Source organism: Streptomyces sp. NPDC088794 (genome assembly GCF_044750545.1).
In the GTDB taxonomy this organism is placed as follows: Bacteria; Actinomycetota; Actinomycetes; order Streptomycetales; family Streptomycetaceae; genus Streptomyces.
This window is the reverse complement of record NZ_JBIVKB010000005.1, coordinates 225,882-251,566: the sequence shown is the minus strand read 5'-3', so window position 1 is coordinate 251,566 and position 25,685 is coordinate 225,882. Positions and strand designations below refer to the sequence as shown.

18 protein-coding genes are annotated in these 25,685 nt (G+C 70.4%); 10 read left to right on the top strand and 8 right to left on the bottom strand.

What is annotated here, in order from left to right; all coding sequences use genetic code 11:
• Positions 1–110: 110 nt before the first annotated feature.
• The 4 genes from rsgA to rutA all read right to left on the bottom strand — a co-directional run bounded on the left by rsgA (position 111) and on the right by rutA (position 4,738).
• Complete coding sequence (gene rsgA, locus ACIP6U_RS16490; RefSeq protein ID WP_401717539.1) at positions 111–1,220, bottom strand: ribosome small subunit-dependent GTPase A; 1,110 nt, start codon at positions 1,218–1,220, stop codon at positions 111–113.
• A gap of 233 nt (positions 1,221–1,453) precedes the next feature.
• Positions 1,454–2,080, bottom strand: coding sequence for an isochorismatase family protein (locus ACIP6U_RS16485; protein ID WP_401717537.1), 627 nt, complete (start codon positions 2,078–2,080; stop codon positions 1,454–1,456).
• Complete coding sequence (locus ACIP6U_RS16480) at positions 2,077–3,633, bottom strand: MFS transporter (RefSeq protein ID WP_401717534.1); 1,557 nt, start codon at positions 3,631–3,633, stop codon at positions 2,077–2,079. The genes ACIP6U_RS16485 and ACIP6U_RS16480 overlap by 4 nt, the downstream gene beginning before the upstream one ends.
• 31 nt (positions 3,634–3,664) lie before the next feature.
• Positions 3,665–4,738: a pyrimidine utilization protein A gene (gene rutA / locus ACIP6U_RS16475; protein WP_401717531.1), complete on the bottom strand. Its 1,074-nt coding sequence runs from the start codon at positions 4,736–4,738 to the stop codon at positions 3,665–3,667.
• Between the two features lie 354 nt (positions 4,739–5,092).
• Here rutA and ACIP6U_RS16470 point away from each other — a divergent pair, with 354 nt between their 5' ends.
• Entirely contained in the window at positions 5,093–8,065 is a 2,973-nt protein-coding gene (locus ACIP6U_RS16470; protein ID WP_401717529.1) for a SpoIIE family protein phosphatase, read from the top strand.
• Positions 8,066–8,093: 28 nt separating this feature from the next.
• On the opposite strand, the gene ACIP6U_RS16465 is transcribed toward ACIP6U_RS16470, so the two are convergent.
• The 4 genes from ACIP6U_RS16465 to ACIP6U_RS16450 form a co-directional block, all read right to left on the bottom strand.
• On the bottom strand, positions 8,094–9,587 hold the full coding sequence (locus tag ACIP6U_RS16465; protein WP_401717526.1) for a cellulose binding domain-containing protein: 1,494 nt from the start codon (positions 9,585–9,587) through the stop codon (positions 8,094–8,096).
• A 263-nt stretch (positions 9,588–9,850) separates the two neighbouring features.
• Positions 9,851–10,288: an RNA polymerase sigma factor gene (locus ACIP6U_RS16460; RefSeq protein ID WP_401717523.1), complete on the bottom strand. Its 438-nt coding sequence runs from the start codon at positions 10,286–10,288 to the stop codon at positions 9,851–9,853.
• Between the two features lie 63 nt (positions 10,289–10,351).
• Positions 10,352–11,692, bottom strand: a complete 1,341-nt coding sequence (locus ACIP6U_RS16455; protein WP_401717520.1) for a radical SAM protein — start codon at positions 11,690–11,692, stop codon at positions 10,352–10,354.
• 69 nt (positions 11,693–11,761) lie between these two features.
• Positions 11,762–12,481, bottom strand: a complete 720-nt coding sequence (locus ACIP6U_RS16450; protein WP_401717517.1) for a pyridoxamine 5'-phosphate oxidase family protein — start codon at positions 12,479–12,481, stop codon at positions 11,762–11,764.
• Positions 12,482–12,668: 187 nt separating this feature from the next.
• Here ACIP6U_RS16450 and ACIP6U_RS16445 point away from each other — a divergent pair, with 187 nt between their 5' ends.
• The 9 genes from ACIP6U_RS16445 to ACIP6U_RS16405 all read left to right on the top strand — a co-directional run bounded on the left by ACIP6U_RS16445 (position 12,669) and on the right by ACIP6U_RS16405 (position 25,685).
• Entirely contained in the window at positions 12,669–13,913 is a 1,245-nt protein-coding gene (locus ACIP6U_RS16445; protein WP_401717514.1) for an FAD-binding protein, read from the top strand.
• Between the two features lie 184 nt (positions 13,914–14,097).
• Positions 14,098–15,345, top strand: a complete 1,248-nt coding sequence (locus ACIP6U_RS16440) for an ROK family transcriptional regulator (protein ID WP_401717511.1) — start codon at positions 14,098–14,100, stop codon at positions 15,343–15,345.
• An 11-nt stretch (positions 15,346–15,356) separates the two neighbouring features.
• Positions 15,357–17,216, top strand: coding sequence for a glycoside hydrolase (locus ACIP6U_RS16435; protein WP_401717508.1), 1,860 nt, complete (start codon positions 15,357–15,359; stop codon positions 17,214–17,216).
• A gap of 258 nt (positions 17,217–17,474) precedes the next feature.
• Positions 17,475–18,740: an ABC transporter substrate-binding protein gene (locus ACIP6U_RS16430; protein ID WP_401717506.1), complete on the top strand. Its 1,266-nt coding sequence runs from the start codon at positions 17,475–17,477 to the stop codon at positions 18,738–18,740.
• Positions 18,741–18,760: 20 nt separating this feature from the next.
• Complete coding sequence (locus ACIP6U_RS16425; protein ID WP_401717503.1) at positions 18,761–19,729, top strand: carbohydrate ABC transporter permease; 969 nt, start codon at positions 18,761–18,763, stop codon at positions 19,727–19,729.
• On the top strand, positions 19,726–20,592 hold the full coding sequence (locus ACIP6U_RS16420) for a carbohydrate ABC transporter permease (RefSeq protein WP_401717501.1): 867 nt from the start codon (positions 19,726–19,728) through the stop codon (positions 20,590–20,592). Before ACIP6U_RS16425 ends, ACIP6U_RS16420 begins: the two co-directional genes overlap by 4 nt.
• 34 nt (positions 20,593–20,626) lie before the next feature.
• Complete coding sequence (locus tag ACIP6U_RS16415; protein ID WP_401717498.1) at positions 20,627–23,503, top strand: glycoside hydrolase family 2 TIM barrel-domain containing protein; 2,877 nt, start codon at positions 20,627–20,629, stop codon at positions 23,501–23,503.
• Positions 23,500–24,687 carry an MFS transporter gene (locus tag ACIP6U_RS16410; protein ID WP_401717495.1) on the top strand — a complete coding sequence of 396 codons (1,188 nt, stop codon included), beginning with the start codon at positions 23,500–23,502 and terminating at the stop codon, positions 24,685–24,687. Before ACIP6U_RS16415 ends, ACIP6U_RS16410 begins: the two co-directional genes overlap by 4 nt.
• Positions 24,684–25,685, top strand: a complete 1,002-nt coding sequence (locus tag ACIP6U_RS16405) for an ATP-binding cassette domain-containing protein (RefSeq protein ID WP_401717492.1) — start codon at positions 24,684–24,686, stop codon at positions 25,683–25,685. The genes ACIP6U_RS16410 and ACIP6U_RS16405 overlap by 4 nt, the downstream gene beginning before the upstream one ends.

The window sequence follows — 25,685 nt, the reverse complement described above, 5'->3', positions numbered from 1 at the left end:
CTCCGGGTTCGTCGATCTTCAGCCCGTCCGGCGTTTGAGGACGAGGCCCCTTCAGGGCCGACAGCGGGGGCCTGGGGGCGGCAGCCCCCGGACGGCCACGACAACCCCGGTCACCACCGACCGCGCTTCGCCTCCATCGCCGCCCTGCCCTCCGCTCCCTTCCGCTTCCAGTCGCGGCGCAGCTCGGACCGGAGCCGGGCGTCGGTCTTGGCGACGATCCACTGGTTCTCGCGCATGAGCTTGCGGTAGCTGTCGAGCCGGCGCTCGGAGAGCTCGCCGGAGTCGAGGGCGGCGAGCACCGCGCAGCCGGGTTCGGCGGCATGGGCGCAGTCGTGGAAACGGCACCGCGCCGCCAGTGCCTCGATCTCGGCGAAGACCTGTCCGACCCCGGCCTGCGCGTCCCACAGTCCGACGCCCCGCAGTCCCGGGGTGTCGATCAGTACCCCGCCGCCGGGCAGGACCAGCAGGTTGCGGGTGGTGGTCGTATGCCGGCCCTTGCCGTCCACGTCACGCGTCGTCTGGACGTCCATCACGTCCTCGCCGAGCAGCGCGTTCGCGAGCGTCGACTTGCCCGCGCCGGACTGCCCCAACAGCACGGACGTACCACCGGCGGCGACCGCGGCCAGGACGTCGATCCCCTCCCCGGTCGCGGCACTGACACTCACCACGGGCACGCCCGGCGCCGCCGTCTCCACGTCCTGGACGAGATACGACAGCGTCACCGCGTCCGGCACGAGGTCGGCCTTGGTGAGCACGACGACGGGCTGGGCACCGGACTCCCAGGCGAGCGCGAGGAACCGTTCGATCCGACCGAGGTCGATATCCCCGTTCAGTGGTACGGCGACGATCGCGTGGTCGACGTTGGCCGCGAGGATCTGCCCCTCGGACCGCTTGGAGGAGGTGGAACGGACGAAGGCGGTACGGCGGGGCAGATACGTCCGTACGTAGCGCGGGTCGCTGCCCGCGGGGTCGACGGCGACCCAGTCACCCGTGCACACGACCTTCATCGGGTCACGGGGAACGACGAACTCGGTGTCGGCCCGTACGGTCCCGTCGGCGGTGACCACGTCGCACTGGCCGCGGTCGACGCGGACGACCCGCCCGGGCAGGAGGCCTTGGGTGTCGTAGGGCGCGAACGCGTCGGCCCATGCGTCGTCCCAGCCGTAGGGAGCGAGCGCGGAGGAAGCAGCGGTAACAGAGCTGGAACTGCTGGAAGTCAAGGGGAATCCTTCACAAGGACGGCCCCGGCCGAAGGAGTTGAGGTCAGCCGGCTGCCAGGGAGGTGGACTTGATGAACTCGCGGATGCGGGCAGCGCCCGGCGCAACGACAGTCATCGGTCAACACCTCCCAGGTCTTCCTCGTGAACGGACACGATCGGAACGAGCACGACCTTAGAGACACTCGGGCCACGGCGCCACCGAATTACGGCGGCCCACATGGCAGCGCACCGCGTCACAGCGCACCGAGATACTCCCGGACCCGCCCCATCGGCCAGACCTCGCCGATCTTGTGCCTGATGTCGAAGAGGTTCGCCGCGTGGATGTCGGCGTCCCGGTCGCCCACGGCCTCCTCGACCACGATGGGGACGAACCCGTACTGCATGGCGTCCAGGGCGGTGGCGCGGACGCAGCCGCTCGTCGACAGTCCGCCGATGAACAGGGTGTCGATGCCGTTCGCCGTGAGGTGGGCGGCGAGGCCGGTGCCGAAGAAGGCGCTCGGGTACTGCTTCGTCACGGTCAGTTCGTCCGCCGCCGGGGCCAGCCCGTCGATGAAGTCGCCGAAGGGACTGCCTTCGACGAAGGCCCGCAGGACGGGCACCTTGCGGAAGAAGAGGCCGCCGTCGCTGCCGTCCGCCCGCAGCAGCACCCGCGTGACGATCACCGGGATCCCGGCCCGGCGTACGTCGGCCAGCAGGAGCCTCATGGCCTCGGCCGCCGGTTCGACGCCCGCGTAGAGCGGGCAGTCCGGGTCGACGTAGGCGCGGGCGGGGTCCACCAGGAGGAGCGCCGGAGAGGTGCCGGGGGTGAGCCGGCCGCCGAATCCGGCCTGCTCGTAGTCCTCCTGCCGGGAACCGGTCATGGCGATGTCCTTCGTGAAGTGGCGGACTCCGGGCGGGCGTTGGCGACGGCCGCGTCGGTCGTACGTGGCGCTCGCAGCGAGGTCGGGAACGCGAGGCAGATCGCTCCCCCCACCACGAGGATGCCCGTGAGGACGAACCCCGTGACGCGGATGTTGGCGACGAAGCGGCTCAACTCGCCCGACGCGAGCACGTTCAGCTTGCCGAGTGTCCCGTCGTACGCGGCGTGCCGGGCCGGTTCGCTCAGTCCCGTCGTGGTGAACGCGAGCGCGAGTGCCGTACTGAGCAGGTAACCCACGTTCTGTGTGGTCGACCGCAGGCCGTTGGCCATCCCGCGCCGGTCCGCCGGTGCGCTGAGCATCAGGGCGCTCGTGCTGGGTGTCATGAACAGCCCGGTGCCGGCCCCGACGAGGAAGAGGAACGGGGCCACCTCCGGGAACGGTACCGCCGTGGTCGAGAGCGTCAGCGAGAAGCCCAGCAGTCCGCACGCCGTCATGGCCGTGCCCGCCGTAGTCAGCGCTCGCGGGGTGAAGCGGTCGCACAGCGGACCGGCGACGGCCGAGGTCATCAGCGTGCCGACCGCGACCGGCGTCACCAACACCCCCGCCTGCAAAGACGTGGCACCGGTCACCGCCTGCTCGTGCAGGGAGGCCAGGAGTACGACGGCGTAGGAGCCGATCGCGTTGGCGAGCACGGCGACGAGCACCAGGGCGATCGCCCGGGTGCGCAGCAACGCCACGTCGACCAGGGGGTGCGACCGCTTTGCCTGGACGACGACGAAGGCCGTGAACAGCGCGAGGGTCGCGCCGGCGCAGACCCACGGCAGCCAGCCGGCGACGGTGGCCGTGCCGCCCGGGGTCAGGGTGAGGACCAGCGCGGTCAGCATCGCGGTGGACAGCAGCGCGCCCGGCAGGTCGAAGGGTTCGCGGGCCCCGCCGAACCGCCGGACGGTGTCGCCTCCGGTCGACGGAGTGCGCGGGACGACCAGCGCCGAGGCGATGATCGCGAGCAGCCCGATCGGCACGCAGACGACGAACAGCCCGTGCGCGCCGAGGAGTTGGGTCGCCGTGCCGCCGACGAGCGGTCCGGCGATCTGGGCCAGCGCGGCCACCGTGACGTTCCAGCCGAGGGCCCGGCCCAGGCTCCGTGCGGGGAAGACGTCGGTCAGCAGGGCGGTGTTGTTGGTGATCACGGCAGCGGCCCCGACCCCCTGCGCGACCCGGGCCGCGATCAGGAGCTCCGCCGTCGGGGACAGCGCCGCGAGCCCGGTCGCGGCGGTGAAGACGACGAGTCCGGCGAGATAGAGCCGGCGGCGGCCGACCAGGTCGGCGATCCGGCCGAAGACGAGGATCAGTGCGGTGGTGACCAACATGTAGCCGAGCAGGATCCAGTCGGCCTGCCCGGGGCCCGCCCCCAGCTCCCGGGCGATCGTGGGCAGGGCGACGGCGAGACCGCTCATGTTGAGGAACACGGCGACCACGCCCACGGCGGTGGCGGCGAACACCCACCGCGGGTCACGGACGGCGGGCCGCGCCCCGGACATCAGGCCGGCCACAGGTCCGGCGGATCGGTCACGGGGTCGGTGGTCACCGCGGGACTGAGCGCGACTTCATCAGCGGCTGGATGCGCGTGCCGAAATTCTCCAGGCCTTCGAGGAAGTCGTCGAAGACGAGCATGATCCCCTTGGTGCCGTCGACCTCGGCGACCTCGTCGAGCAGTTTCGCGACGGTCTCGTACGACCCGACCAGCGTGCCCATATTGAAGTTCACCGCGCCCTCGGGCAGCGCGATGGTCCGGGCGGTCGAGGTGCCGTCGGAGGTCGTGTCGGTGGCCGTCTCCCCCGCCATGTACGCCAGCGCCGCGCGGTCGGCGTTGTCGTGGTAGTCCTGCCACTTGGCGTGGGCTGCCTCGTCGGTCTCGTCGGCGATGACCATGAAGAGCGAGAGCGCGCCGACGTCACGGCCGGTCTCGCGCGCCGCCTCGACGAGGCCGGCCGTGGTGCCCGAGAGCGCGAGCGGGGTGTTGACGCCGCTGCCGAGGATGAAGTTGTACTGGGCGTGCTCGGCGGCGAACTTCATGCCGGTGGCGCTCTGGCCGGCGGCGACGATGTCGATGTGCCCGTCCGTCGGGCGCGGGGACAGCACGCAGTCGTTCATCTCGTAGAACTCGCCCTTGAAGTTGCTGACGCCCTCGCTCCACAGCTCCTTCATCACGGTGACGTACTCGGCGGCGCGGGCATAGCGGTTGCCGAAGTGCTGGTCGCCGGGCCACAGGCCCATCTGGGAGTACTCGCCGGGGGCCCAGCCGGTGACGATGTTGATGCCGAAGCGGCCGGGGGCGATGGAGTCGATCGTCACCGCCATGCGGGCGACGATGGCGGGCTCCAGCGCGAGGATCGGGGTGGAGGCGTACAGCTTGATGCGCTCCGTCACGGCGGCCAGGCCGGCCATCAGCGTGAACGACTCCAGGTTGTGGTCCCAGAACTCCGTCTCGCCGCCGAACCCCTTGAGCTTGATCATCGACAGCGCGAAGTCGAGCCCGTGCTCCTCCGCCTTCTGCACGATGGCCTTGTTCAGCTCGAAGCTCGGCAGGTACTGGGGTGAACTCTTCGATATGAGCCAGCCGTTGTTGCCGATGGGGATGAAGACGCCGATGTCCATACCGCTCCTCGCTGACGGGTGGGGTGAATCCGACGGGGTGACAACGAGCTTGCATGATCGGAGAGTTCCGCGAATTCCGCTGGTTCCAGGGGGAGTTCCGGGCCGGCCTCGAACGTATGCGTCGATCATTACTACCCTCGTCCCGATCTGTGAACGCGGCGCTACGCACGGCGGCCGGCTCGCCGCGCGGCGAGCCGGCGCGACACGCACCGTCACCGATCATCACCCCAGCGTGATCCATTCACAACTGGCCCTGAATTCACGTCAGTTGAGCGCGTGTCGATGGTCGGAGTCGCTGGTGGGAATCGTGCGAAGCTGTACGTCACCTGAGACCGGAACGGTAAAGTCCAGAGTATGAACGCGCGTCTGGCTCTCCTCGGCACGGTGGACCCCGGCGTGGCGGAGAGCGAGGTCTTCCGGCTGGCGCTCCAGCACGCCGTGGGCGAGCTGAGCGCCCTCGGGGGAACGATTCACCTGCGCGGCCCCATGTCCATGCTGCGCCTGGTGTCGTCGACCGGCCTGCCCCCCGCGCTCGCCCGCTCCTGGGAGATCATCGACCAGGAGGGTCCGTCGGCCCAGGCCCGGGCCCTGCACCAGGGCCGCGGTGTGTGGCTGCCGCTGGAGCCGGCGCCCGTGGCCGCGTCGGCTCCCGCGCCCGTGGCCGCGTCGGCCCCGGACCTCAGCTGGCCCGGCACCGGCCTCGCCGCCCTGCCGCTGTTCGGCGGCGACCGCAGCATCGGCGCACTCACGGTGCTGGCGGGCGACCGGGGCGAGCCCACCTCGCGGCAGTGGGACTTCCTCCAGGACCTGGTCGCCTGGACCGAGGAGCGCATGAGCCAGGCCGCGCCGCCCTCCACTCCCTCCCGGACGGAGCTGACCGGCTCCCGCGACCGCCTGCGGCAGGCCCTCAAGGAGGTCAGCGTCGGCTCCTGGGACTGGGACATCCAGGGCGGCGAGCTGCTGTGGGACGAGGCGGCCATGGAGCTGTACGGCTTCCGGCCGGAGGACTACACCGCCAGGGTCGAGAACTGGATGGTGTGCGTCCACCCCGACGACCTGGCGCCGACGCTGGACGCGGTGGACCGGGCGATCCGCGACCACGGCGTGTTCGAGGCGGAGTACCGGGTACGGCGGCTGGACGGGACGTACGGCTGGACGCAGGCCCGCGCCCGGGTGACGTACCACGAGAACGGCGAGCCCCACCGGATGATCGGCGTGGGCTGGGAGAGCAACGAGTCGCGGTCCGCCCGGGACGCGCTCGGCCGCGCCCTGCGCCACATGAGCGACGGCTTCCTGGCGGTGGACGACGAGTGGCGGATCACCTTCGCCAACCTGGAGGCGGAGCGCACGCTGGGCTTCTCCGAGGAGGAGCTGTTCGGGCAGCTGCTGTGGGAGCTGCCCGCCACCCGCGAGGTGCCCGGCATGGAGAGCCGCTGCCGGGAGGCCGCGGCCGAGGAGAGATCCGTCGGGTTCGACGTGCGGATGGGTGACACCGGGCGGCGCCACCACGTGCGCCTGGTGCCGGGTCCCGACGGCCGCACCCTGTACTTCACCGACGTCACCGAGAAGCGGCAGCACGAGGAGGAACGCCGGGCGTCCGAGCGCGCCGCGGTCGAACGCGCGGCCCGGATGGGCGAGTTGACGAAGGCCCTGGCCAAGGCGACCACCTCGCAGGACGTGGTGGCCGCGGTCGCCCGCCGGGTGCTGCCGCCGTTCGCCGCGGCCGGCCTGCTGGTGCAGGCCGTCGAGGGCGACCGGCTGCACACCGTGGGAGCGGACGGCTACCCGGACGACTTCCTCGCCATCGTCGACGGCCACTCCCGGACATCCGGTGAGCCGTCCTGGGACGTGATCGAGTCCGGAGTGCCGCTGTTCCTCTCCTCGGTCGAGGAGTACACGGCCCGCTACCCCGCCCTGACCGGCAGACCGGCCCGGGCCGAGAAGCAGGCGTGGGCGTTCCTGCCGCTGACGGCGTCCGGCAACACCTTCGGCGTCTGCGTCGTCGCCTTCGAGCGCTCCCGCCGGCTCTCCGACGAGGAGCGCACGCTGCTGACCACGATCAGCGCCCTCGTCGCCCAGGCCCTGGAGCGGGCCCGGCTCTACGACGCCGAGCACACCCGGTCCCGCGAACTCCAGCGCAGTCTGCTCCCCCGGGACCTGCCCGATCTGCCCGCCTGCACCGCGGCCGCCCGCTACCTTCCCGCGGGCCAGGGCATGGACGTGGGCGGCGACTGGTACGACATCATCCCGCTCTCGGGCGGCCAGGTCGCCCTGGTGGTCGGCGACGTCATGGGCCACGGCCTGCCGGAGGCGGCGACGATGGGCCGCCTGCGCACGGCGGTCCACACCCTGGCCGACCTGGAACTCCCGCCCGACGAGATCATGAGCCACCTCAACGACCTGGTCGCCGGCATGGGCGAGGAGTCGTACGCGACCTGTCTGTACGCGCTCTACGACTCGACCTCCCGGATCTGCTCCATCGCGCGGGCCGGCCATCCGCCGCCGGCGGTGGTGCACCCCGACGGCACGGTCCACTTCCCGCCGCTGGAGGCGGACCCTCCGCTGGGCGCGGCGGAACCCCCGTTCGAGACGGTCGAGTTGGAGGTTCCGGAGGGCAGTCTGCTGGTGCTCTACACCGACGGTCTGGTGGAGTCGTCCAAGCGCGAGATGGAAGAGGGCATGGCGGACCTGGCGCGTCTGCTGCACGAGGCGCACAAGGCCGATCCGGGCACGGAGCTGGACCTGCAACGCCTCTGCGACACCTTGACGGCGGGGCTGCTGCCCGCCGAGAGCGCGACGACGGACGACGCGGCCCTGCTGGTCGCCCGGCTGCACGCCCTCACCGGCGACCGGATGGCGTCCTGGGCGCTGCCCGAGGACCCGCGGGCGGCCGGTCAGGCCCGCCGCCACGTCCGTGAGCAGCTCGCCCTGTGGGGCCTGGACGATCTGATCCCGACCACGGAGCTCCTGGCCAGCGAGATGGTGGGCAACGTGATCCGCCATGCCAGGGGCCCGTTGCGGCTGCGCCTGCTGCACGGCGCCGAGCTGATCTGCGAGGTCTTCGACGGCAGCCTGACGATGCCCCGGATCCGCCGTGCGACGGACACGGACGAGGGCGGTCGCGGCCTGCAGCTGATCACGGCCCTCTCCCAGCGCTGGGGCACGCGGTACACGACCACGGGAAAGTGCATCTGGACGGAACAGTCGCTGTTCACACCGGAGAACCGACCGGAGCCGGCGTCGGACGCCCTGGACCTGATGTTCCTGAACACGGACGAGTTCGCGGGGGACCTGGACGCCCTGCTCCTGGGGGACGAGGACCGCTAGCGGTCCTCGTCCGGAGGGTGTCGCGAGGTCAGGACTTCGCGCAGCTCTGCCCGTTCAGCGTGACGTCGTACGGCGGGGAGTTCTTGCCCGACCAGGTGGCGATGAAGCCGAAGGAGAAGGTGCCGTTCGCGGGGACCGACTTGTTGTAGTCGGCCGCGGTGGCGGTGACCCGGGAGCCGTTCTGGGCGAAGTTGGCGTCCCACATCTGGCCGACCCGCTGGCCGTCCTTGAAGGACCAGGCCACCCGCCAGTCGCCGAGGGCCTTCTCGGTGGTGACGCTGATGGTCGCCTGGAAGCCGTCGGGCCACTGGTTGACGAGGTCGAACGCGAACGCGCAGGTGGGCGAGGCGCTCTTGCCCGGGGACGGCTTGCCGTCGGCCGTGGACGAGGAGGTGCCCTGGGGTTCCGGGTCCGGGTCCGCCTTCTTGCCCTGGCCGGTCGGTGTCGCCGTCGTGGTGGCGGACGGGGTCGGGGAGGCCGTCTTCGGGAGCGGTATGGAGGACGGCAGGGACGGCTGCGGCGCGGCCACCGGGCTGGTGCCGGCCGAGGGGTCGCCGGAGGCCGACGCGTCGTCGTCCATGCCACCGCCCATCGGCATCATGGACACGGCCAGCGCCAGCAGCGACACCAGGACGGCGGCGACGAGCAGACCGTTGCGCAGGGCCTTCGCCCGCTTGGCGGCGTCCTGCGGCTCACCGCCCATGCCAGCGGTCAGCTCCGGGCGTCCGGCGCCCATCCGCACCTCGGCGGCCCGGCGGCGGCGCTCCAGGTAGGCGAGGCCGCCCCAGCCGATCACTCCGCCGGCCAGCGCGACGGGCAGCCCGCCGCTGTTGGGCCGCAGACAGGCGGCGGCCTCCGCGCAGGCCACGCACCGGGCGAGGTGGTGCGAGAGGTCGTCCGGGATGTCGGCGGTGGGCGACCGGGTGACCGCGTCCAGCAGCCGCACATAACTGCGGCACTGCGCGTCCATCGGGGTGTCGACGTGGTTGCGGTGGCAGCGGTCCCGGAACAGGCCGCGCACCTGGGCGAGTTCGTCGGCGACGAGGGCCGCGTCGAGACCGAGACGGCGGGCCACCACGGGCAGCGGCAGCGCCTCCACCTCGGCCAGCCACAGCAGCGCGGCGTCCGCCTCCTGGAGGTCACGCAGACCACGCAGGGCGATCGGGCGCAGCAGCGGCGGTCCGGTGTAGCGCGCGGCCTTGTCGGAGTTGAGCCACAGCCGCAGATCGGAGTCGAGGTCGTGACCCTGTCCACCCGCTTCCCAGGCCGCCGCGGTGGTGCGTACGGCGGTCAGCAGCAGGGGGATCACGGGGAGGTTGGGCGCGCGGCGGCCGGTGCTCCTGGCATTGCCGCTCTCGGCGGCGCGTGCTTCGCGTATGCCGAGCGCGAATGCCTCCGTGGCCAACTGTGTGGCCGCGGTGGAACCCGCGGTGCACAGATCGGCGTAGGACAGCACGGCGTCCCAGCACTCCGAGAACAGCGCGGCCTCGGCGGCGTCCTTCGGGGTCGGCAGGTCGGGCATGGGTCTCCTGCATCCACAAGCGAGGTCAACTCACCATATTGGCAACGGAGTTGTGGGGAGCCTCGCGGCAGGGCCCGAGCCTTTCACGTCGTCGACACAACTGACAAGCGCCCGTTTCAATTTCGGTTACCGGCGGTCGCCCGACGACGACCCCCGGTGCACCTCACCGCTCGTGCTCGGAGTACCCGACGCCCACGACCCGCCCGTGCGCGTCGAAGGCCTGTGTCCTGTACTCCGGGAACCACTCCTCGTTGCTACGAGAGTTATACGGAAGGAACGTCAGGAAGTATCGATCCCGGCCGACATCGATCGGTCCCACGATGTTCCTGCCCTGCCAGTCGATCTTGACCGTGACGGCTCCCTTCGGGGCCCGGCCGTAGATCGCGACCCACGGGTGCCGTACGGCCCAGCCGTGCGGTCAGGCGGCCGCCGCGGCGCTGTCCGCGCAGGTGGTTGGCGAGGATGTTGCGGGCCACGGCGTACAGCCAGGGCAGTTCCCCGTCGGCCCCGTCGGGCACCTTGTCGATGCGGCGCCAGGCGACCAGGAAGGTCTCGGCCGCCACGTCCTGTGCCGTCTCCGGGTCCGATGCGCGGCGCCGGGCGAAGCTCAACACCCGCCCGTAGTGCGCCGCGTACAGCGCGCGGAGTCTCTCCTCGCCGCCCGCTCCCCCGGTTCCCTCAGGTGTTCCGTCCTCCGGCACACCTGCCCCCTTCCGTCCGCCGTCCGCGATGACATCCCTCTGTGTCCGGCGGGGCGGCGGGAGTTACACCTGGGTCGGCTCCGGTGCGGAAGGACTGTCCTCGCGGGCCGGCAGGCTGTCCATGAAGGAGCTGACGGAGAAGACGGCGCGGCCGGGGCCGGGTTCGCCGTATCCGGGCGGGGACTGGAGCCCGAAGTCCTCCATGGTGGCGCGGTAGGCCTCCAGCAGGCGGATGTGGTACTCCAGCGGGGCGCCCTGCGGGTTGGCCTTGCCGAGCGGGGTGGTGGGCTCGGGGCACCAGGTGGTGAAGCGGGGCGTGATGCCCTTCGACATGAAGAAGCGCAGGCCCTCGGTGGTCGACGCGATGGCCTCGTCGACGGTCTTGAAGCCGAACGGCTCCGCCATCTCCACGCCCGCCACGAAGTTGGGGATCACGTTGCGGGCGCCGAAGATCTCCGCGGAGTCGAGGATGCGCTTGTGCCACTCGGCGCGGCCGACGTACCGCTCCTTGCCCGGGCAGTGCAGCTTGAACAGATACTCGTCCCACACCTCGTAGTTGGGGTGGTAGATCTGCACGCCGTAGTCCTTGAAGCGCTGGACGTCGTCCTTCGGCAGCGCCTGGGCGACGACCTTGCCGATCCAGCGGCCGGGGAAGCGCTCCTCGATGGCCTTGGCGTAGTGGCCGTAGAAGTCCGCCTCGTCGCGCCCGGCGACCGTCTTGGTGATCGCGCCGCCGGTGAGCGTGTAGGCGGTGGAGGTCTTCGCGGTGTCGTACCGGTCGATGATCTCCAGCGCCTCCAGCACCTCCTCGACGTCCTTGACGCCCGTGTAGGGCCGCCCGGCCGCCTTGTGCTGGCGCCAGTTGTGGTTGATGTCGCAGTACTGGCACTCCTCCTTGGCACCGAAGTACTGGCAGACGCGGAAGACGGTGAGGTAGATCAGGTAGCCCCACTGGATGGTCGGGGCCACCTCCATCACGGACTTCCCGTTGGCGAGCTTGTGCTTGTAGTACTCCGGCATCGGCGGCACACCGACATCGGCGATGCGCTTGCCGTCGAGGTAGAGCCCGAGGACGCCGTCGTCGTCGGAGGCCACGCGGTACGGGGACGCCGGGTTCACGCGCACGGACACGACGGTCCGGCGCAGGTCGTACGGGCCACCGGTGAGGATGATCTCCTCCGGCGGCCGCCGCAGCGCGGCCTCGCCCAGCTCCGGCAGGGTGCCGTGGTCGAAGGAGAAGATGAAGTACGACTTCGGCTTGACGTCACCCGATTCGTTGTCGCTCAGCGCGGAGGGGTCGAAGGCGACACCGCCGCGCAGCAGGTCCTCCTTGAAGACGGCTTCCCGCGGCACATGCGGAAAGCGCTCCATCAGATCCTCGACCAGCGCGGTGCGGCTGCCCATCCCGTATCTCCTCCCGGCTCAGGCGCCCTGCTTAAGGCGTACGACTCTTCACGGTATGCCCCCGCTCGTTCATCCCCCGTGCCGGGTCCCTCCACGGCGTGCGATGTGTCCCGGTACGGGGGTGTTCGACGGCAATACTGGGTCCGGGACCGGGGTACCCCACGTCGACGTCAGCGGCAGTGTTCCCGCCCACAGACCCAGGTCCGCGTCGGGGCCGTCGCCGTCGTCCGGAGCGCCCGTGCGGATCTTGACCGAGGCCTCCTCCAGGGAGAGGGCGAGGAGGGTGGTGGCGGCGAGTTCCTTGCGGTTCGGGAGGCGGGCGTACGTCCACTGCCCGGGCGTCGCGTGTTCGGTGAGCGTGCGCAGGCCGGCCAGCTTCTCGTCGGGGTCGGTGATCCTGCGCGGGACGCCGTGGATCATCGCGCTGCGGTAGTTCACGCCGTGCTCGAAGACCGACCGGGCCAGGACCAGGCCGTCGACGTGGGTGACGGTGACGCAGACCGGCGTGCCTGCGGCGAGGCTGCGGCCGGCGACGGACCCGTGCAGGTAGAGCTGCCGCTCGTCCCGGCCGTACACCGTCGGCACGACCAGGGGCCGGCCCTCGACCAGCACGCCCAGGTGGCAGACGAACCCGGCGTCCAGGATCGCGTCCAGGTCGGCCCGGTCGAGGCTGCCCTGCTCGCGCAGCCGGCGGTGGCGGGTCAGGTCGGTCTCGGGGAGGCGGGCGGGCAGGGCCGACGGAGCGGGCGGCCGGGCGGACGACGGGTCGGGCGGCGGGCTGGACGTCATGGGCGCAAAGCTAACGAAAACGCACCCAGGATGGATAGGGGGAGGTCAGATCCATTGCCATGGACGCCTACTGCAACGAAATCCGTCGTATCGCAGCCCCTGGTACCGGCCGCGCGGGCTCCGCACCCGCGAGGTAGGTTCCCCCTGTGAGGTCGTGGCTCTCGATGCCACGGGGAGGGACAACGGGATGACCGGGACCGTCACCAACTGGGCGGGCAACATCACCTATGCCGCCAAGGAGCTGCACCGACCGCACTCGCTCGACGCGCTCACGGCCCTGGTGGCCGGCAGCGCGAAGGTGCGGGTGCTGGGTAGCGGGCACTCCTTCAACGAGATCGCCGAGCCGGGCACCGACGGCGTCCTGCTGTCGACCGCCGGACTGCCGCCGGTGATCGACGTGGACACCACGGCCCGCACGGTACGGGTCTCGGGCGGCGTCCGGTACGCCGAACTCGCCCGGATCGTGCACGCCCACGGCCTCGCCCTGCCCAACATGGCCTCCCTGCCGCACATCTCCGTGGCCGGCTCCGTGGCCACCGGCACCCACGGCTCCGGGGTCGCCAACGGCTCGCTCGCGTCGGTCGTGCGCGAGGTCGAGTTCGTCACCGCGGACGGCTCGACCGTGACGATCGGACGCGGCGACGACCGCTTCGACGGCGCCGTCACCTCGCTGGGCGCGCTGGGCGTGGTCACCACCCTCACCCTCGACCTGGAGCCGAGCTTCGACGTCGAGCAGTACGTCTTCACCGAACTCCCGCTCGCGGGGCTGGACTTCGAGACGGTCGCCGCGACGGCGTACAGCGTGAGTCTGTTCACCGACTGGCGGGCGCCGGGCTTCCGGCAGGTGTGGCTCAAGCGGCGCACCGACCAGCCGCTCGCGGACTTCCCGTGGGCCGCCCCGGCGACCGAGAAGCTGCACCCGGTACCGGGGATGCCCGCCCTCAACTGCACCGAGCAGTTCGGGGTACCGGGCCCCTGGCACGAGCGACTCCCGCATTTCCGGGCCGAGTTCACCCCGAGCAGCGGCTCCGAGCTGCAGTCCGAGTATCTGCTGCCGCGGCCGTACGCCCTCGACGCCCTGCACGCGCTCGACGCGATCCGGACGACGGTCGCGCCCCTGCTCCAGGTCTGCGAGGTGCGCACGGTGGCCGCCGACGCGCAGTGGCTGAGCCCGGCGTACGGGCGGGACACGGTGGCCGTGCACTTCACCTGGGTCGACGACACCGCGGCCGTGCTGCCGGTGGTGGGCGCGGTGGAGGCGGCACTGGACGCCTTCGACGCGCGGCCGCACTGGGGCAAGGTGTTCACGACGCCGGCGCCGGTGCTGCGCGAGCGGTATCCCCGGCTCGGCGACTTCCGGAAGGTGGCCCGTACGCTGGACCCCGACGGCAAGTTCGCCAACGCCTTCGTGCGGGACGTCCTGGGCGACTGAGCCGCTGTCCGGACCCGGACTTGCCGAAGGCTTGGGCCGGAACTCCGCGGACCGCTTGGACCGGGACTTTATAAAGCCCCTTTCCTAACCCCTTGTCGAAAGTCACCGGCAGCCCATAGCCTTGCGCCGCGCCGGTGCCGTCGTGTCCCGGTCCGCAGGAGCGAAGGGACGGGGGACAGACTCGGTGAAGCGCACGTCACGTGACATCCGTACGGCCAACCGATACGAGGTGCTGCGCCAGATCATCGCCGCATCTCCCACCTCCCGGCAGGAGCTGGCGGCCGCCACCGGGCTGAGCCTGGCCACGGTCGCCACGCTGGTCGGCGAGCTGCTCGACCTGCGGATGATCACGGAGGTCGGGTTCGAGGACTCGGCGGGCGGCCGACCCCGGGGCCTGGTCGCCGTCAACGCGTCGGGGGGCGCGCTGATCGGCGTCGACATCGCGGAGACGTACGTCCATGTCGAGCTGTTCGACCTGGCGTTGAACGTGCTGGCCCGCGCCGACGAGGACATGCGCCCCGGCGAGAGCCTGCCCGAGCAGGTGGTCAGCCATGTCGCCGCCGCCGTCGGCTCGGTGGTCGCGCAGGCCGGCATCGAGGGCGCCCGGGTGCTGGGCGTCGGGGTGAGCGTGCCGGGTCAGGTCGACCGTGAGACCGGCTTCTCGGAGTACGCGCCGAACTGGAACTGGCACGACGTGCCCCTGCTCGACCTGCTCACCGAGCACATCGCCTACCCGCTCTACCTGGACAACCCGCTGCGCGCCTCCGCGGTCGCCGAGCTCTGGTTCGGGGCCGCGCGCGGGCGCGGGGACGCCGTGGTGGTCAACCTCGGCACGGGTGTGGGCGCCGGGCTCGTCCTGGGCGGCGCGCTGCACCGGGGCGTGAGCAACAGCGCGGGCGAGTGGGGCCACACCACGATCGTGCTGGACGGCCGGCTGTGCCGCTGCGGCAAGAACGGCTGCGTCGAGGCCTATGTCGGCGCGTCCGGAATCATGCTGAATCTGCGGCAGTTGAGCCCCGACAGCACCCTGCTGCACCCGGAGGACCAGACGGCCACCATCGCCGCGCTGGCCGAGGGGCTGCGCACGCGGGACCCGATCGCGGTGAAGGCGATCCGGGACACCGTCAAGTACCTCGGCGCGGGCGTCGCCGACCTGGTCAACCTGTTCAACCCCGAAGTGGTCGTGCTCAGCAGCTGGGTCGCGGCCGCGCTCGGCGAACCCCTGGTCGCGGAGGTGCGCGAGGCCGTCGCCCGGCACGCGCTGCCCCGCCCGTTCGCCGCCACCGAGATCGTCCTCTCCCCCATCCCCACCGACCCGGTCTGCCTGGGCGCGGCCACGTTCGCGCTCGAAGGGGCCCTTCAGTCGGTGGGGCAGAGGACCGGCACCAAACGCACCACTCCCGCAAGGAGCCGTACCGCACCGCCTTCATGACAACGGAAGGGATGCACATGACTCACCCCCACCCGCGCCCCCACCCCAGGAGACCGTTCCTGCTGACGGCGGCGGCCGCACTCGCCGTCGCGGGGCCTCTCCTATCGGCCCCGCCCGCCTCGGCCGCCACCGCACCGGCTCAGGTCTCCCCGCACGCAGCCCAGACCATCGACGACATCGGCGCGTCCGGCGCCTGGTGGGTCAACGACCTCCAGCACTTCTCGCCCGAGGTGCAGGCCCGGGTGGCGAAGCTGCTCTTCTCCGAGCAGGGCCTGGACCTGAGTTCGTACCGCTACAACATCGGCGGTGGCGGCGCCGCGGTCACCACCCCGGCCCGCGCCGCCGAGGACTTCCTGAACTCCGACGGCAGTTACGACTGGAGCAAGGACAAGGGCGGCCGTACGTTCCTGAAGTACGCGGCGAAGTACGGCGTCCGGGACCTCATCGGCTTCGTCAACAGCGCGCCCGCCGAGTGGACGACCAACGGGCAGAGCTGCGGCGGGCGGTTGAAGGCCGAGCACGTGCAGGACTTCGCCGAGTACGTGGCCGACGTGACCGCCCACTTCGCCCAGCAGGGCGCGAGGTTCGACTACATCAGCCCCTTCAACGAACCCGACAACGACTTCGGCTCCTGCGGCCAGGAGGGCATGCAGGTCACCGTCGACCAACGCGACGACATCGTGCGGGCGTTGGGCGCCGAGCAGCGGGCCCGGCACCAGCGGACCGGGATCATCGCCGACGAGTCCAGCAGCACCGTCCAGTTCAGCACCGAGGTCCCGCAGTGGATCTCCCAGCCGGACACCGCCCAGTACGTCGACAAGCTGGCCCACCACACGTACAACAACCCCAACGACGGCCAGTTGGGCAACGTCTACGAGACGGCGAAGTCGGTCGGGAAGACCTCCTGGGCCACCGAGATCTGCTGCTTCGGCAAGGGCACGACCGGCTGGAACCAGGAGTACGACCCGGGCATCGACAACGCCCTGCTGATGTCCCGGATCGTCTACAAGGACTTCGCGAGCTCCCACGACTCCGCCTTCCAGTGGTGGGTGGCGCTCGCGAGCGGCTACGGCAGCGACCCGTACACGAGGAACGACGAGGGCTGGAACGACGGCCTGATCTACTACGACCCCGACTACGCGACCGACGGCAACCAGTCGCTGTACTTCACCAAGCGGTACTACGCGCTGGGCCAGTACAGCCGGTTTGTGAAACCCGGCTCGGTCGCGCACAACGTGACCGGTGTGCCGGACGGCGTCGAGGTGTCGACGTACGACCGGGACGGCAAGTGGGTGGTCGTGGTCAACAACCACAACGCCACGGACACGCCCCTGAGTCTGCACTTCAACAGCCGCACTCCGGTGCGCGCTTCACAGGCCGTGCGGACCTCGGCCACCGAGGACTGGGCCAAGGTGGCGAAGCCGTCGGTGAGTTCGGGCACGGCCTCCGCGACGCTCGCCGGCCGCTCGATCACGACGTACGTCCTCGACCAGAAGGGCCACGGCAGTGCGGCGGTCACGGGCTCGCTGGTCGGGAAGCAGTCCGGCAAGTGCCTGCTCGCGGACGTCTCCGGGGCCGCGATCGGTACCTGCACCGGTGACGCCGGGCAGTCGTGGTCGTACGACGCGAAGGGCCGTCTGAAGGGCGTGAACGGCTATCTGACGGCGGGAGGTTCGGGTGGCCTCACCACGGCCGTCGACGCCACCGGTGACGCCTCTCAGCGCTGGCTGCTGAACGCCAACGGGCAGGTTCTCAGCGAGGCGTCCGGCAAGTGCCTGGACGTCAGCGGGCAGGCGACCGGCGACGGCGGCAAGGTGATTCTGTACAGCTGCAACGGCGGGTCCAACGAGGTCTGGACCAGGAGCGGTTAGCCCCTTGCTCTAGTCCTCGGGCACTCCATATTCCCTGTTCAGAGGGCCGCCGACGTCCTGCGACCCGGCGGCCCTCAACCTCCTCGCCCCACCCCGGCGTTCGGCATCCCGAACCGCGCACAACGCTTCGAACAGACTTCGTCCAACCCCTTGCCGAAGCCTTAGCCGAAGGTTAACGTCCCGCACCGCACCTGATTTCAGCCACCTGGCCGCTGAGCCGTGGAGCCGCAGCCGCACTCGACAGACAAGGACGTCAGCATGTCGGCAATGAGCAACAGCAACTGGTCCCGTCGATCAATCTTCCGGGCCGCCGCGGGCATGGCGGCGGCGGGGACGCTGGCCGCGTGCGGGGGCAACAACGGGCGTGGGGGCGGCTCCGGTTCGGGCGAGCAGCTCGTCCAGTACTTCCACGCGTACGGCGAGGCCGGGACCGAGCAGGCCATCAAGCGGTACGCGAAGGCGTACTCCAAGGCGAACGTGACCACGAACTGGATCACCGGCAGCAACTTCGAGGCCAAGCTGTTCTCGTCCCTGCTCACCAAGCAGGCGCCCGACGTCTTCGAGTTCCACCCGCAGCTCCAGCTGGTCAAGAGCGGTCAGGTGGCCGACCTCAGCGACATCATCGATCCGGTCAAGGACGACTTCAACCCGGCCGACATCAAGTCGCACACGGTCGACGGGAAGATCTACGGGGTCCGGATGATCGACGACCCGCAGTTCTTCTACTACCGCAAGTCGATGCTGGAGAAGGCCAAGGTCGAGGTCCCGACCACGCTGGACGAGCTGCTGGAGGCCGCCGCCAAGCTCACCACCGGCAAGGTCAAGGGCGCCTTCCTCGGCAACGACTTCACCGCGATCCAGAACCCGATCATCTGGTCGGCCGGCGCCGACACCCTCGACGACAAGAACGAGATCGCCTACCACACGGACGGCGTCGTCGAGGGCCTCAAGAAGCTCCGCCAGCTGTTCACCAGCGGTCATGTGCTCCTGGACGCCCCGACCGACTTCTGGGACCCGTCCTCGCTCAACCAGGGCCTGTGCGCCATCCAGTGGGGCGGCATGTGGTCCATGCCGGCCATGCAGCAGGCACTCGGCGACGACCTCGGTGTCTTCCCCTTCCCGAGCATCGGCAGCAGCGGCAAGCAGTCGGTCTACAACGGCGGCTGGTCGATGTTCGTCAACGCCAAGGGCGACAACGTCGAGGCGGCCAAGGCCTACGTCAAGTGGCTGTGGATCGACCAGAAGAAGTACCAGGAGGACTGGGCGCTGTCCTACGGCTTCCACATCCCGCCCCGGTCCTCGATAGCCGCCGGCGCCACCAAGCTCAAGTCCGGCCTCCCCGCCGAGGGCGTCAAGCTCTTCACCGACTACGGGCACTTCGACAACATCGGCTTCGACCAGACCATGCTCACCGCGTTCGGCGACGTGATCGCCAACTCCGTCCGCAAGAACGGCAACCCGGAGGCGGCGCTCGACGCCTGCGACAAGAAGGTCAACGTCGAGCTCAAGAAGCTGTTCGGATAGGCCGGCGGACGGAACCCGACATGTCGACCACCACCACGCGCGGGGTCGCCCAGCCCGCCGCGGCCAAGGCCTCCCAGGCCCGGCCGCGGCGCGGGCTGCGGGGCAACGCGACCCTGAACTTCTGGCTCTTCACCGGCCCGTTCCTCATCGGCCTGGTGATCTTCGTCTTCGTCCCCATCGGCTGGAGCGTCTGGCTCAGCTTCTTCGACGCCCGCTACACCGTCACGCCGAGCCACTTCATCGGCTTCGACAACTACAAGCAGATCCTGACCAACAGCAACTTCCCCCAGTCGCTGCTGACGTTCACGGTGTTCGCCGCGTTCATCGTGCCGACCACCTGGGCGCTGTCGCTGGGTCTGGCGCTGCTGGTCAACCGACTGCGGTTCATGCGGGCGTTCTTCCGGTCGGTGTTCTTCCTGCCGACCGCCGTCTCCTACGTCGCGGCCGCGCTGATCTGGAAGATGTCCATCTTCAGCGGCGTCCGCTTCGGCCTGATGAACACCGTCCTCGGCTGGTTCGGCGTCGACAACATCGCCTACCTCGCCGACCCGAGCCCGCCCTGGTACTGGCTGGTCATCGTGACCCTGCGCCTGTGGATCCAGGCCGGCTTCTACATGATCCTGTTCCTGGCGGCCCTGCAGAACATCCCGGCCGAGCTGTACGAGGCCGCCGAGATCGACGGCGCCAAGCCCGGCTGGCAGACCTTCCGGTACATCACGCTGCCCCAGCTCCGCGCCACCTCCACGGCGGTGGTCCTGCTGCTGCTCGTCGCGGCGTACCAGGCGTTCGACGAGTTCTTCAACATCATCGGGACCAAGGCGACCTGGGCGCAGACCCCGCTCATGGAGCTCTACAAGACCGCTCTCGGCACCAGCCAGGACTACGGCGCCGGCAGCGCTGGTGCGGTCATCCTGTCCCTGCTGATCTGCGTCGTCACCCTCGCCCAGGGCAAGATCATGGGCTTCGGAAGGGGGGAGGAGTCCAAGTGACCACCACCGCACCGCAGGTCGGCAAGGGCCGAAAGAAGCGCGGCGGCATTCTCGGCAACACCGGCCTGTACCTCGCCGTCGGCATCGCCGCCCTGCTCTTCCTCATCCCCTTCTACCTGATCCTCCGCAACGCCCTCTCCACGGACCCGGAGATCACCGGCGAGAACTGGAAGTTGCTTCCCTCCTTCCAGTGGGGCAACGTCTCCGAGCTGTTCGACGACCAGACCGTCCAGTTCGGCCGCGCCCTGTGGAACTCGACCGTCGTCGCCGTCCTGATGACCGTCGGCACCCTCCTGGTGTGCTCGCTGGCCGGCTACGGCCTGGCCCGCATCCCCTACCGGCACGCCAACAAGGTCTTCTACGCGGTCCTCGCGACCCTGATGGTTCCCACGGCCGTCACCTTCGTGCCGAGCTTCGTTCTCGTCTCGTCCCTCGGCTGGGTCGACACCTACCGGGGCCTCATCATCCCGGGCCTCTTCAGTGGTTTCACCTGCTTCCTGTTCCGGCAGTACTTCCTGGGGTTCCCCAAGGAACTGGAGGAGGCGGCACGCGTGGACGGGCTCGGCTACTGGGGCGCGTACTGGCGGATCGTCGTACCCAATTCGCTGAACTTCTTCGCGGCGATCGCCACGATCACCTTCATCGGCGGCTGGAACGCCTTCCTCTGGCCGCTGGTCATCGGGCAGGATCCGAGTTCCTGGACCGTGCAGATAGCGCTCTCCTCGTTCATGACCAACCAGACCGTCAACTTCCATCTGATCTTCATGGCCACCGCCGTCTCGATCCTGCCCCTGGTCTTCGTGTTCCTCTTCCTCCAGCGCTGGCTGGTGCAGGGGATCGCGCAGACCGGTATCAAGGGCTGACACACCCGTCCCAAGACCCAAGACCTGGAGTCCGATGTCTTTCCGCACAACAACGGCCGTCGAGTACGTCGAGGACGTGTCGCCCGGCAACGGCGCCCTCCCGCCCCGCGCCTGGTACGCGTCCTCGGACGCCGCGTCCCTCTCCCTGAACGGCGCGTGGAGCCTGCGGGTGTCGGCGACCGCCGACGCCGAGGACGACGCGTTCGCCGAGCCCGGGTTCGACGCCGGGGACTGGGCCGAGGTCCAGGTCCCCGGTCACTGGGTCCTCCAGGGCGACGGCGCGTTCGGCTCGCCCATCTACACCAACCACCTCTACCCCTTCCCGGTCGACCCGCCGCACGTGCCGACGGAGAACCCGACCGGCGACCACCTGCGCGTCTTCGACCTGCCCGCGGACTGGCCGGACCTGTCCGAGGGCGGGGTCGTGCTGCGCTTCGACGGCGTCGAGTCCTGCGCGCGGGTCTGGCTCAACGGCACGGACATCGGAGAGTTCAAGGGCTCCCGGCTGCCGCACGAGTTCGCGGTCGGGCATCTGCTCAGGCCGAGCGGCAACGTGCTCGCCGTCCGCGTGCACCAGTGGTCGGCCGGCTCGTACCTGGAGGACCAGGACCAGTGGTGGCTGCCGGGCATCTTCCGTGACGTGACGCTGCTGCACCGCCCGGCGGGCTCCGTCCTCGACTACTTCGTGCACGCCTCCTACGACCATGTCGCGGGCGAGGGCACCCTGCGCGTCGACTCCGACGTCGACGGACGGGTGTCCGTACCCGGTCTGGACATCGATGTCGCGACCGGGGAGACGGTCACGGTGCCGGTCCGCCCGTGGACCGCCGAGAGCCCGGTGCTGTACGACGGTGAGCTGGTCACCGAGGGCGAGCGGGTGCCGCTGCGCGTCGGTTTCCGTACCGTCGTGCTGGAGGACGGGCTGATCAAGGTCAACGGAACTCCCCTGCTGTTCAAGGGAGTCAACCGGCACGAGTGGCACCCCGAGCAGGGCCGCGCCCTCGACCTGGAGACCATGCGCGCGGACGTGCTGCTGATGAAGCGGCACAACCTCAACGCCGTCCGCACCTCGCACTACCCGCCGCACCCGGCCTTCCTCGACCTGTGCGACGAGTACGGGCTGTGGGTGATCGACGAGTGCGACCTGGAGACCCACGGCTTCGTGGAGCAGGCCTGGCGCGACAACCCCGTCGACGACGACCGCTGGACCCCGGCCCTCCTCGACCGCGCCGCCCGCATGGTCGAGCGGGACAAGAACCACCCCTCGGTCGTGATCTGGTCGCTGGGCAACGAGGCCGGCACCGGTCGCGGACTGACCGCGATGGCCGAGTGGATCCACGACCGTGACCGCTCACGGCTCGTGCACTACGAGGGCGACATCGACTGCCGTGACACCGACATGTACTCGCGGATGTACGCCTTCCACGAGGAAGTCGACCGGATCGGGCGGGAGTTGGACGGGGGCACGCACAAGCGGCGCGGGCTCCCCTTCATCCTGTGCGAGTACGGGCACGCCATGGGCAACGGTCCCGGCGGGATCGCCGACTACCAGCGGCTGTTCGAGGCCCACGAGCGGCTCCAGGGCGGCTTCATCTGGGAGTGGATCGACCACGGCATCAAGGACGAGCGGTACGGCTTCGCCTACGGCGGCGACTTCGGCGAGGAGCTGCACGACGGCAACTTCGTCTGCGACGGCCTGGTCTTCCCGGACCGGCAACCCTCCCCGGGGCTCGTCGAGTTCAAGAAGGTCATCGAGCCGGTCGGCATCGAGGGCGACGGTTCGGACGGCACCGTACGGATCACGAACAAGCAGGACTTCGCCGATCTGTCCGCGTTCGCGTTTGAGTGGTCTTACCAAGTGGACGGCGAAACGGTCGAGTTGGGCAGTCTGTCCGTGCCCGAGCTCGCGGCCGGCGAGTCCGCGGACGTCAAGCTGCCCGGGGCGCCGGACGGCCGGGGCGCCGAGACGGGGTGGACGGTACGGGCGGTGCTCGCCGAGGACACCCTGTGGGCGCCGAAGGGGCACGAGGTGGCGTGGGGCCAGGTGGCCGTCGCCGCACGGCCGTTGCCCGCGGTCGCCGCGTCCGACGCACCGGTCGTCGGCGAGCGGCTGATCACCCTCGGCCCGGCCACCTTCGACGCGCGCACCGGCGAACTGCGCACGATCGGCGGGGTGCACGTGACCGGCCTGAGGCTGGACGTGTGGCGGGCCCCGACGGACAACGACGACGGTGCCGAGTGGCAGTCGGACACGCGCTACGGGCTGCTGTGGCGCAAGTTCGGCCTGCACCGCATGCGGCACCGGCTGGACGCGGTGGAGGTCGGCGAGGACGCACTGACCGTGCGCACCCGGGTCGCGCCGGCCGCCTGGGAGGTGGGCCTGAGCACGGTGTACCGCTGGACCTCGGACGGCGACCGGCTGCGGCTGACGGTGTCCGTGGGGCCCGAGGGCGACTGGACCGTGCCGCTGCCGCGGCTCGGCGTGCGCTTCGGGATCGACGGTTCGGCGGACCGGGTGCGGTGGTTCGGCGGCGGTCCGGGCGAGGGCTACCCGGACACCAAGTCGGCCTCGCGGCTCGCCCGTTGGGACGCGACCGTCGACGAACTCCAGACGCCGTACGTGCGGCCGCAGGAGAACGGCGCGCGGGCCGACGTCCGGTGGGCCGAGATCGGCGGGCTGCGGATCGACGGCGACCCGGAGTTCTCCTTCACCGCCAGGCGCTGGACCACCGAGCAGTTGGCGGCGGCGACCCACCTCCCGGATCTCACGCCCGGTGACACGGTGTGGGTGAACCTCGACCACGGGCTGCACGGCATCGGTTCGCAGTCCTGCGGTCCGGGCCCGCTGCCGCAGTACTACCTGCGTGCGGAGCCCGCCGAGTTCTCCTTCGTGTTCTCGGAACCCAGTTGAGCGACAGGGGCCTCATAGCCCCCGCGGCCGGCCGGCTCTTCACCCGGCCGGCCGCGGCCGCGTCCTGCGTCGGTTTCGTCCTCATCGGCATGTTCCAGTCGCTGTACGGCCCGTCCGTGCCGGGCCTGCGCGCGGAGTTCGGGCTGTCCCCGTCGGCTACGGGGCTCGGTCTGAGCCTGCACTTCACGGGCGGGGTCGCCGGCGTCCTCGTCTTCAACGCGATCCACTCCCGGATCAGCAACAGAACGCTCCTTTCGGTGAGTTACGTCCTGATGGCGCTGGGCGCGGCGGGTTTCGCGCTCGCCCCGGACTGGCCGCTCGCGCTGGCCGCCGCCTTCCTGGGCGGGCTCGGCTTCGGCGGGATCGACTACGGCCTCAACCTGCTGTTCGCGGCCGGCTTCGGCGACCGCTCCACGGCCATGCTGAACGTCCTGAACGCCCACTTCGGCATCGGGGCGGTGCTCGGTCCGGCGGTGGTGGCGTGGCTGGGGCCCGACTCGTACCCGTACGCCTTCGGGGCGTGCGCGGTGCTGGCGGCGGCGCTCATCGTGCCGGGCTCGAGCGGCGTACGCACGAAGGTGGTCGACGGGACGGTGCCGGCCGCCGGGACGGTACCCGGTCGCGGTCCCGGCCTCGGTCTCTCCCGTGTCCTCGTCGGTTTTCTCGCCCTCTACATCCTCAACGTCGCCGTGGAGCTGGGCGTCGGCGGCTGGGAACCCACCCATCTGGAGACCGTCGGCCACAGCGCGACGGCGGCCGCCTCGGCGACCTCCGTGTACTGGCTGATGATGACGGTGGGCCGCTTCCTCGTCGTACCGCTCGCCCTCAAGTACTCCCCCGAGCGCATCCTGACGATCTGCGCGACGGGCATGACGGTGTGCCTGCTCCTGACGCTGATAAAAGGAGTGGCGCCCGTGGCGTACGCGGGTGTTGGGTTGTTCATCGCGCCGGTCTTCCCGACCGGCCTGCCCTGGCTGAACAGGGCGCTTCCCCAGGCGAAGCGTGCCGGTGCCTGGGTCATCGCCGCGTCGATGATCGGCGGAGTGGCAGCGCCGCCACTGCTGGGCGTGGGCATCGAGGCCTGGGGCATCCACGCGGTCCCCTGGCTGCTTGCCGCGCTCTCCGCCGCTTCGCTAGCGGCCACCGTCTGGCTGATCCAGCTCACCCGGAGGTTCGTCGAGTGATCGGCAGCATCGAGGTCCGCGGGCTGTCCCGCACCTTCCACACCACCGTCCGCCGCCCGGGTTTCACGGGCGCGCTCCGCTCCCTGGTCGATCCGGAGCGGGCCGTCAAACACGCCGTCTCCGACATCACCTTCGACGTGGCCCAGGGCGAACTCCTCGCCCTGCTGGGCCCGAACGGCGCCGGCAAGTCCACCGCCATCAAGATGCTCACCGGCATCCTCACGCCCACCTCCGGCGAGGCCCGGGTCGCGGGCGTGGTGCCCTACCAGGAACGGGAACGCAACGCCCGTAACATCGGCGCGGTGTTCGGGCAGCGCACCCAGCTGTGGTGGGACCTGCCGGTGCGGGAATCGTTCGCGATCCTGCGGGACATCTACGAGGTGCCCAGGGCCGAACACGCAGCCCGGCTGAGGGAGTTCGACGACATCCTCGAACTGTCCGCCTTCTGGGACACCCGCGTCCGCCATCTCTCCCTGGGCCAACGGGTGCGCTGCGACCTGGCCGCCGCGCTGCTGCACGACCCGATGGTCGTCTTCCTCGACGAGCCGACCATCGGCATGGACGTGGTGGTCAAGGAGCAGGTGCGGGAGTTCCTTCGGCACCAGGTGGAGGAACGCGGGCGTACGGTCCTGCTCACCACGCACGACATGACGGAGGTCGAACGGCTGGCCGAGCGGGTGGTGCTGATCAACCACGGGCGGCTGGTGCTCGACGGCACGCTCGACGAGATCCGGCAGCGGTTCGGCTCGACCTGGCAGGTGCGGGCGACGCTCGCCGACCCGCACACACCGGTCGGCCCGCTCCCCGGCATCGCGCTGGTGCGCCGGGACGGCCCGCAGGTGGTCTTCGGCCCCGACGGGCCGGCCGCGCCGACGGTCCACACGGCGCTGAAGCTGGTCATCGAGCGGTACGAGGTGACCGGCGTCGCCGTCGACGAGGCGGACCTGGAGGACGTGATGCGGGCGGCGTACGTGCAGGCCCGGGCCGAGGCGGTCTGA

Coding starts and splice junctions, on each gene's coding strand:
- ACIP6U_RS16435 (WP_401717508.1), top strand. CDS start 15,357: ATGCACATGACTCACCCCCACCCGCGCCCCCACCCCAGGAGACCGTTC.
- ACIP6U_RS16445 (WP_401717514.1), top strand. CDS start 12,669: ATGACCGGGACCGTCACCAACTGGGCGGGCAACATCACCTATGCCGCC.
- ACIP6U_RS16485 (WP_401717537.1), bottom strand. CDS start 2,080: ATGACCGGTTCCCGGCAGGAGGACTACGAGCAGGCCGGATTCGGCGGC.
- ACIP6U_RS16455 (WP_401717520.1), bottom strand. CDS start 11,692: ATGGGCAGCCGCACCGCGCTGGTCGAGGATCTGATGGAGCGCTTTCCG.
- ACIP6U_RS16430 (WP_401717506.1), top strand. CDS start 17,475: ATGTCGGCAATGAGCAACAGCAACTGGTCCCGTCGATCAATCTTCCGG.
- ACIP6U_RS16425 (WP_401717503.1), top strand. CDS start 18,761: ATGTCGACCACCACCACGCGCGGGGTCGCCCAGCCCGCCGCGGCCAAG.
- rutA (WP_401717531.1), bottom strand. CDS start 4,738: ATGGACATCGGCGTCTTCATCCCCATCGGCAACAACGGCTGGCTCATA.
- ACIP6U_RS16415 (WP_401717498.1), top strand. CDS start 20,627: ATGTCTTTCCGCACAACAACGGCCGTCGAGTACGTCGAGGACGTGTCG.
- ACIP6U_RS16465 (WP_401717526.1), bottom strand. CDS start 9,587: ATGCCCGACCTGCCGACCCCGAAGGACGCCGCCGAGGCCGCGCTGTTC.
- ACIP6U_RS16450 (WP_401717517.1), bottom strand. CDS start 12,481: ATGACGTCCAGCCCGCCGCCCGACCCGTCGTCCGCCCGGCCGCCCGCT.
- ACIP6U_RS16470 (WP_401717529.1), top strand. CDS start 5,093: ATGAACGCGCGTCTGGCTCTCCTCGGCACGGTGGACCCCGGCGTGGCG.